Here is a 7,113-nt window from a genome sequence, read left to right on the forward strand (position 1 = left end):
GCACCTCAGGAGCCCACCGTGACGACGACAAGGCGCCCGGAAGAGCGCGAAGAGAGCGCGGCCCAGAACTTCATCCGGGCCATCATCAGCGAGGACCTCGAGAAGGGGCGCCACACCAAGGTGGTGACCCGCTTCCCGCCCGAGCCGAACGGCTACCTCCACATCGGCCATGCGAAGGCCATCTGCACGAACTTCGGCCTCGCCCGCGAGTTCGGCGGTGTCTGCCACCTGCGCATGGACGACACGAACCCCACGACGGAGGACGTCGAGTACGTCGAGAACATCCAGCGCGACGTCCGCTGGCTCGGCTTCGACTGGGGCGACAAGCTGTTTTACGCGTCCGACTATTTCGAGCGCCTCTACCAGTTCGCGGTGGAGCTCATCAAGAAGGGCAAGGCGTACGTCGACAGCCTGAGCGAGGCCGAGATCCGCGAGTATCGCGGCACGGTGAACGAGCCGGGCAAGCCGAGCCCCTACCGCGACCGCTCGATCGAGGAGAACCTCGACCTCTTCGAGCGCATGCGCAAGGGCGAGTTCGCCGAGGGCGCACACGTGGTCCGGATGAAGGGCGACCTCGCCTCGCCCAACATGAAGATGCGCGACTGGCCGATGTACCGCATCAAGCGGGCGCATCACTACCGGACGGGCGACGCCTGGTGCATCTACCCGCTCTACGATTTCGCGCACAGCCTCTCGGATGCGATCGAGGGCATCACGCACTCGATCTGCACGCTCGAGTTCGACAACAACCGCGCGCTCTACGACTGGTTCGTGGAGAACGTCGACGTGCCCGCGCGGCCGCGCCAATACGAGTTCGCGCGCCTGAACATCACGTACACCGTGATGAGCAAGCGCAAGCTGCTCGAGCTCGTGAAAGGCGGGCTCGTGCGCGGCTGGGACGATCCACGCATGCCGACGCTCGCGGGCATGCGCCGCCGCGGCATCACGCCCGACTCCCTGCGCGCCTTCTGCGAGGAGATCGGCGTCGCCAAGACGAACAGCACCGTCGAGGTCGAGAAGTTCGAGTCCTGCATCCGCGCCGACCTCGATCGCCGCGCCGGCCGCGTGATGGCCGTGCTCCGTCCGATCAAGGTGGTCATCGAGAACTACCCCGAAGGCAAGGTCGAGGAGTTCGAGGCGCCGCTCTTCCCGGACGAGCCCGGCAAGGGCGGCACGAGGAAAATCCCGTTCTCGCGCGAGGTCTTCATCGAGCGCGACGATTTTACCCTCGATCCGCCGGACAAGTGGTTCCGCCTCGCGCCGGGCCGCGAGGTGCGGCTGCGGTATGCGTACATCGTGACGTGCAAGGACGTCGTGCGGGATCCCGCCACGGGCGAGGTGACCGAGATTCGCTGCACGTACGATCCGGAGACGCGCGAGGGCGCGGCCCAGGCCGGCAAGAAGGTGAAGGGCACGCTGCACTGGGTGAGCGCGGCGCACGCGCGGAGGGCCGAGGTGCGCCTCTACGACCGGCTCTTCCGCGACGAACGGCCGGATCTCGTGGAGGAAGGCCAGGACTGGAAGGCGGGGCTGAACCCCGAATCGCTCGTGGTGATCCCGGGCGCAGTCGTCGAGCCGAGCCTCGCCTCGGCCGAGGGCGGAAAGCATTTCCAGTTCGAGCGCCAAGGCTTCTTCTTCGTCGACCCGATCGACTCGAAGCCCGGCGCGCCCGTCTTCAATCGCACGGTCTCGCTCAAGGACTCCTGGGCGAAGATCGCCGAGCCGAAGCAGGAGGCGCCACGGGCAAAAAAGGCCGACGAGCCGAAGGCCATCGTGAAGACGAGCCCGGAGGAGCGCCTCGGAAAACTCTCGCCGGAGGCGCGGGCAATCGCCGAGGGGCTCGAGTCCCGGGGGCTCGGCCGCGAGGACGCAATCGTCCTCGCCGAGGACGCAGCTCTGCGCGCCTTCTACGAGCAGGCAGTCGCAGCGCATCCGGGCCCGAAGACGGTGGCAAGCCTCGTCGTGAACGAGCTCGCCCGCAAGCTCGACGGCAAGAAGCCGAGCGCGCTCCCGTTCGGTGGCTCCGCGCTCGGCGAGCTCGCCGCGCTCATCGACGACCGGACGATCACGCCCACGATCGCGAAGGAGGTCCTCTCCGAGATGCTCACGAGCGGCGAGAGCCCGCGCGCAATCGTCGAGCGAAAGGGCATGCGCCAGGTCTCAGACGCCTCCGCACTCGAGCCGATCGTGGACAAGGTCCTCGCCGAGAGCCCGAACGAAGTGAAGCGCTACAAGGAGGGCAACACCAAACTCCTCGGCTTCTTCGTCGGCAAGGTGATGAAGGCGTCCGGCGGCAAGGCAAACGCCGAGCGCGTGAACGAGCTTCTCCAGAAGAAGCTCGGCTGAGCCGCCGCGCCGGGGCTCTGCCCCGGGCCCCGCGGGGGCTGTTCGCCCCTCGACCCGAACCAGGGCAAGCCCTGGACCTCAGGGGGAAGAACTGCGCGATGCGCAGTTCTTCCCACAGGCCGGTGGCAAGACCGCAGACAACGTTGCCGGTTGAGGCCGTCTTCATGGGCAGCGTCGCTCGCCGGTCTTGACCCGGCCTGTTCGATGAACTGCGCATCGCGCAGTTCATCGACCCCGAGTCCAGCGCTTGCGCTGGTCCGGGTCCAGGGGCGGACAGCCCCTGGTGGGGCCTGGGGCAACGCCCCAGCGCTGCGCCACCAGGCTAGCGCGGATGCCGCGCGGCGGTCTACGCTGGGGCGCGTGATCGCCTGGGATCCGCGGTTCTTCCGGAAGAGCACCCTTTACTGGCCCATCCGGGACATGGCCGCGCGCTTTGAAGAGACGCTCGCCTGGCCGCCGGTCGAGGCTGTGGACGAGGCGCTCTCCGAGGCTGCGGGCGTCCACTTTCGCTTGCAGCCGCCGCGTCCTCGTCGCCGGGGCCGCAGCCGCGCGCCGGTCGACCTGTCCTCGCTTTACGATGCCCGCATTCACGTCGAGGGGTGGGTGCCGACGCGTGCTGCGAGCTGGCACGACTTCCTGAATGCGCTCGTCTGGGCCACGTTCCCGGCGAGCAAGCGCGCGCTGCACGCCCGGCAGCACCGGGCGCTTTCGGCGCGGCTTGGCGATGCGCCGCGGGCGCTGCCGGATCGACGCACGCGTGAGCAGGACGGGCTCGCACTGCTCGATGAGGGCAGCTTGCTCTTGCTTGCCGTCGAGGAGCGCGCTCCCGTGATCGCGGCGGCGCTCGAGGCGCGGGACGTATCGGCCGTGCAAAACGAGATTTCCGAAGGAAGCGCTGTGGCCCTCGTCTTTGGCCATGCCCTGTACGAGAGCCTCTTGCCGGACGAACGGCCGTCGATATGGGCGATGGTGGCCCTGCTCCCCTGCCCTGGTCCATTGCCGACCGAGGGGGATGCCTGCATCCGGCTTGCGGATGCGCGCCTTGCGGAGCGCATCACGACTCCGGGGACGTTCTCGCAGCCGGAGACGTTCCGGAGCTTGCCGCTCGACGAGCGGGTGCTTTGTGGGGCGTCAGTTCTTTGAGGAGAGCCAGGCGGCGAGCTCTTCGGGGGAGAGCTCGAGCTCGATCACCCCGGTGTGCGATCGATCGGGCATCGGAGGCATCCCGATCACCCCGGTGTGCGATCGATCGGGCATCGGAGGCATCCCGATCACCCCGGTGTGCGATCGATCGGGCATCGGAGGCATCCCGATCACCCCGGTGTGCGATCGATCGGGCATCGGAGGCATCGGCATCACCCCCCACGTGCTGTCGATCGGGCATCGGAGGCATCGGCATCACCCCCCACGTGCTGTCGATCGGGCATCGGAGGCATCGGCATCATCCTCACGCGCTGTCGACCGGACACGAGGGGCATCGCCATCACCTCGGCGCGCCATCGATCGGAGCACGGGGGCATCGTCATCATTTTGACGTGCTGTCGACAGAACCTCGGGGTGGTCGCCTTGCCGCTCCTGCTTCCCTTTGCGCTGTGCTGCAGCATCCGCTCCTTCCTCGTCTTCCGCAGGAGCCTTGACCAGCCGCACGGACGCACTCTAGCGTAGGAAGTTCGAGGAGGTTCACAATGCAGCAGAACAACCGACCGGGTTCACGGGCTTCTTGGGGTCGCATTGGAGCCGCGGCATGCGCGGGTGCAATTGCGGCGAGCGCGCTCGGTGCGGCCAAGCCCGCCGAGGGTGGACCTCCCGGGGGTGGAATTCCCCAGGGCGGCGTTCCCGCCGCGCTGCAGCGCCTCGCCGACGAGGCGGAGATCGAGAAGCTGACCTACTGCTATGCCGAAGCGACCGACACCATCGGGCGAGGCGATCTCGAGGGAGGGCGGGCCCTTTATCAGCAATGCTTCACGCCGAACGCCATCGTCGCGGCGTATTACCCCGGCGACGATCCGAACGGCCCCCCCAGCCTGACCTCCGGTCCCTCGGAATGGGCCGACGTCGCGCAGCACGAGTTCGTCACGGCGGGTTACGTCTCGACGCAGCACCTGAACGGCAACGTCGTCATCCGGGTGCAAGGCAACACGGGGACGATGAAGACGTACCTCCAGGCGACGCACGTCCTCGAGCCGAACAGCTCCGTCGAAGTCGCGCACGGCTGGTACGACGATATCGTTGTTCGAACGCCGCACGGCTGGAAGATCGCCAAGCGCACGCTGCACCTCCAGACGTTCCTGCGCCTCGAGTCGCCCTGACGAAGGAGGACCCGGGGGGGCGGGTCGCTGCGAGACCGCGGTTCACGGCGCGCACGGACGAGGGTTCCTTTCATGTCTCTTTCTCAAGATGAGCACGGCCTGCAGTATGAATTCTTCTTTCAGACGTCGCGGGACCTCCTTTGTGTGCTCCGGGCCGATGGGCGCCTGATTCGCACGAACGAGGTGTTTCGGAGCACGCTCGGGTATACCGAATCGTCACTCGGGGGCGAGGACTTCGCCAAGCTCGTGGTCCCCGAGGACGTCGCGCCGTTTCACGCGTTCCTGCGTTCGAGCGGGGACTCTGCAGAGCTCAAGCTCAATGCGAGGTTCGTGAACCGGGACCTGAGCCATCGGAGGCTCCTGTTTTTGCTGCGCCGCCTCGGCGGGAAGGTCTACGGGACCGGGATCGAGGTCGAGACGCAGGAGCCCGTGGACGAATGGAAGAGGCGGCGGGATCTGCTCCAAAAGATGCAGGTGACGGGCCGGGTCGGGGGCTGGGACGTCGATCTCGCGACGTCGACCCAATACTGGACCGAGGAGACGTACCGGATTCACGAGCTGCCCGTCGGGTTCGATCCGAACGTCGACGTGTCGTTTTACACGCCCGAACATCAGCCGATCATCGGGGCGGCCTTCGAGGCGTGCGCCCGCGAGGGCACACCTTACGATCTGCAATTGCAGATCATCACGGCGAAGGGTCGTCGGCTCTGGGTGCGCACCTCGGGCATGGCGATCATGGAGAACGGCAAGGTCACGCGGGTCATCGGGGCCTTTCAGGACATCGACGACTACAAGCGCCGCGAGATCGAGCTCGAGGAAAAGATCGCGATCATCGAGAAGCAGCGGTCGGAGATTCACGCACTCTCGGTGCCAATCATCCAGGTATGGGACGACGTGCTCGCGCTCCCCGTGATGGGCGAGGTCGATCAGGCGCGCGCGGACGACATGACGGCGCGGCTGCTCGACGCAGTCGTGGCGCACGGGGCGCGGTTCGTGATCCTGGACCTGACCGGGGTGGAGGCCGTGGACGAGGGGACGGCAGAGCGGCTCTCGCGGATCCTCCGGGCCATCCGGCTCCTCGGCGCCGAGGGCCTCGTCACAGGGATCCGGCCAGCCCTGGCGCAGACGTTCATTCTGTGCCTCGGGAGCGGGTTCGAGGGCGTGACGACGCTCCGGAACCTGCGCGAGGCCATCCAGGTATGCATGCGAGGCAGCGGCGCGCGGCGCGTGGACGGCAAAGCGGCGCGCCCGAGGTGACACGGGCGGCCGGGTTTCGGGGGGCCGCATCCGCACATTGACAGCCGGATGCGGCCGAGCATCATGGGTCTTTCCCCTAACCCGTCCGCGCCTCGTCTTCGAGGCCCGGAACGAGGAATCCCATGCCGAACCGTCGCCCCCGCATCTTCATCGGTGCTTCCCTCGACGGGCTGCCCGTGGCCCGCGAGCTCAAGCTCGGCCTCGCCGAGGATGCAGATTGCACCCTCTGGACGCAGGGCGCCTTCGCCCTGGAGAAGCTCGTTCAGGCCGCACCCCAGTTCAATTACGCCGTCCTCGTGCTCGGGCCCGCCGATCTTTCGAGCGAGGCAGCCGAGGGGCGCAATCGTCCGCGCGATAGCACCCTCTTCCAGATCGGGCTGTTCGCGGGTCTTCTCGGCCGCAGCCGCATGCTCCTCGTCCATTCCCGGGACGTCCCACTCGACCTCCCGCCGGACCTTGCTCACCTGCGAACGGCGACGTTCGGAGCCGGCAAGCTCGAATCGCCGCTGGCCGAGATCCTGTCGCTCCTCCGAGGCGGGCTCGAAGGGCGCACCGCGCGTCTCGCACGGCTCTCCCGCCAAAAAAGCGCGAGCCCGACGAAGGCCGTGGCCGAGGCGCACCTCCTCGACGCGCGGAGCCTCATCGAGCGAGCCCTCCAGGTCGAGGACAAGCCGGGCGAGTCGATCGAGGCCGACCTCGTCGAGGGGGTCTGGCGAGACGAGGCAGACGATACCACCCTCGTCGTACGGATGATCGGCGGCGAGATGCGCGCGCCTTATGCATTCCGCGGCGCGACCCGGCTCACCGGCGAGTTTTTCGGATGGAAGCTCCGCGAAGGGGTGTTCTCCGGCCACTTCCGCTGGATGCAGCGGGACATCGAGGGTCGGGTCCTCCTCCGGGCGGTCGCATCGGATCGGCTGGAGGGCGTGTGGTTCCTCGGCTGGGCGGACCGGGAGCTGCTGCCAGACACCGTCGCGCGGATCGCGCAGCCCATCCGGCTCGTCCGACAGCGCGCCCCGCGGGAGCTGCCTGTCTGGGCGGAGGAGTTCTTCCGCGCCGCCGAGGTGCTCGCGAGCGCCAAGCACTGAGACGCGGGGCGTTGCCCCGCACCCCAGCAGGGGGCTGTCCGCCCCCTGCACCCCGGACCAGGCACGGCCTGGACCGAGGGCCGAGAAACCGCGCGATGCGCGGTTTCTCGGAC

6 protein-coding genes are annotated in these 7,113 nt (G+C 67.8%); 5 read left to right on the forward strand and 1 reads right to left on the reverse strand.

What is annotated here, in order from left to right:
• Positions 1-18: 18 nt before the first annotated feature.
• Together KEG57_RS45785 and KEG57_RS45790 are read left to right on the forward strand one after the other, a co-directional pair.
• Entirely contained in the window at positions 19-2,346 is a 2,328-nt protein-coding gene (locus KEG57_RS45785) for a glutamine--tRNA ligase/YqeY domain fusion protein (protein ID WP_272429109.1), read from the forward strand.
• A 360-nt stretch (positions 2,347-2,706) separates the two neighbouring features.
• Positions 2,707-3,489, forward strand: a complete 783-nt coding sequence (locus tag KEG57_RS45790; RefSeq protein ID WP_272429107.1) for a DUF3025 domain-containing protein — start codon at positions 2,707-2,709, stop codon at positions 3,487-3,489.
• Here KEG57_RS45790 and KEG57_RS45795 read toward each other — a convergent pair.
• Positions 3,478-3,645 (reverse strand): hypothetical protein, encoded by a 168-nt coding sequence (locus tag KEG57_RS45795; protein ID WP_272429106.1) that lies wholly within the window; start codon positions 3,643-3,645, stop codon positions 3,478-3,480. The two genes, KEG57_RS45790 and KEG57_RS45795, sit on opposite strands and share 12 nt — an antisense overlap.
• Positions 3,646-4,031: 386 nt before the next feature.
• Between KEG57_RS45795 and KEG57_RS45800 the strand changes: the two genes are divergently transcribed.
• From KEG57_RS45800 to KEG57_RS45810, 3 genes are all read left to right on the forward strand, one after another.
• Positions 4,032-4,655: a nuclear transport factor 2 family protein gene (locus KEG57_RS45800; RefSeq protein ID WP_272429105.1), complete on the forward strand. Its 624-nt coding sequence runs from the start codon at positions 4,032-4,034 to the stop codon at positions 4,653-4,655.
• A 72-nt stretch (positions 4,656-4,727) separates the two neighbouring features.
• Positions 4,728-5,912 carry a PAS domain-containing protein gene (locus KEG57_RS45805; RefSeq protein ID WP_272429104.1) on the forward strand — a complete coding sequence of 395 codons (1,185 nt, stop codon included), beginning with the start codon at positions 4,728-4,730 and terminating at the stop codon, positions 5,910-5,912.
• 122 nt (positions 5,913-6,034) lie between these two features.
• Positions 6,035-7,000, forward strand: a complete 966-nt coding sequence (locus KEG57_RS45810) for a TIR domain-containing protein (protein ID WP_272429102.1) — start codon at positions 6,035-6,037, stop codon at positions 6,998-7,000.
• Positions 7,001-7,113 lie beyond the last annotated feature (113 nt).

Source organism: Polyangium jinanense (genome assembly GCF_028435365.1).